The 1,329-nt window shown below is 42.6% G+C and carries 1 protein-coding gene; it reads right to left on the bottom strand.

Features of this window, described 5'->3' with window-relative positions; genetic code table 11:
* Positions 1–68 precede the first annotated feature (68 nt).
* Positions 69–1,288, bottom strand: a protein-coding gene (locus tag QO189_RS14150) for an IS3 family transposase (protein WP_371533229.1) whose coding sequence is annotated in 2 segments (ribosomal slippage) — positions 69–922 and positions 922–1,288 — 1,221 coding nt in all. Because the reading frame shifts where the segments join, the coding sequence is not laid out codon by codon here.
* Between the last annotated feature and the right edge of the window lie 41 nt (positions 1,289–1,329).

The following is a 1,329-nucleotide window of genomic DNA, read 5'->3' as shown; positions in this document are numbered from 1 at the left end:
TGTCCCGTCCTAAAATAGATTGATGATTTTTTAATGAGCCAGATACCCTGAGTATTTGGCTTTTTACATTAAACAGGACATAAATAACGGTCATGTACCTGGGCAGGTGTTCTCATATTTAAACTTAAATGAGGTCTGATATTGTTATAGACATAAACAGACTCATCGATGAGCTGTTTAAGCTCACTCATCGTATTGCACTCATATAATAAGAATTCATTCTTTAAAATACCATTGACCCGCTCAGCCAACGCATTTTGATAACAATCATAGCCATCGGTCATAGACGGTGTGATGTTATTTACTCTAAGTACCTCTTGATACTCTGATGCACAGTACTGAAGGCCTCTATCAGAGTGATGAATCACTTCATGAGTATAACGTCGCCTTTGGGCCGCCATCTTGAGCGCTTTTACAACCTCAGTCGCTGGCATACTCTCACTTAAATGATAGCCCATAATCTGTCTTGAATAAGCATCTGTCACTAAAGATAAATAGTGCACCCCTTGCTTAGAGGTAACATGAGTGATATCGGCGACCAACGTCTGCTCAGGTTTAATAGGTGCTGGTGCATCCTTCGTTAAATTGGGATGCTTTTTCATCCAATGTTTGCTAAAGGTAGTCTTGTTATAGCTACGTTTGGGCTTAACCAACAAGCGATGTGCTCTTAAATAATCAAAGAACCCATCACGGCCAATCTTTATACCATACGCTATCAGCTTAGGCTTAATGAGCCAATATAACTTCCGACCTCCTATGCGAGGCATTAGCATGCGATACGCTTGTACCCAGTCCTTGATGACTGCAAACCTGCTTGCTTTGTCATGCTGCCGGATACGGTGTTGATACACCGCTTGCGGGCTAACACTAAGCAACCGGCATCCTTGGGCTAAACTTATTTGTTTGTCTGTTTTGAGCTGCCAGAGGATGCCGTAGCAGACTTTTTTCTAGCATGTACTCCATAGTCGTTTTCAAATACTTCGACGACTTTGCTTAAAATAAGGTTATGCGCTTTGGCATCAGCCAGTTCACGTTCTAGACGTTTTATGGTTTGCGCTGGGGTTTCTTTAGATGGCATGGTCTGACTCTTAGGTAGGTGGGTCCAGTCTAATTTACCATGACGTCGCAGCCATACCAATACGGTACTGCGTCCTTGTATGCCATAAATCGCTTGCGCTTGTTTGTAGGTCATGTCGCCTTTTTCTACACTGTCAACGACGGCCAATTTAAAGCCTAGCGTGTAATCTTTTTGCGTACGCTTAGCCCTTGTAGTCTCTAACTTGTCCATGAATAAGCTCCTTTTTCGTAAACTTATTTCAGGACGGGACA

Source organism: Psychrobacter sp. Arc29, from assembly GCF_041431175.1.
Classification (GTDB): domain Bacteria; phylum Pseudomonadota; class Gammaproteobacteria; order Pseudomonadales; family Moraxellaceae; genus Psychrobacter.
Note: the sequence above shows the minus strand (reverse complement) of the source record. Positions and strands in the feature narration are given on the sequence as shown.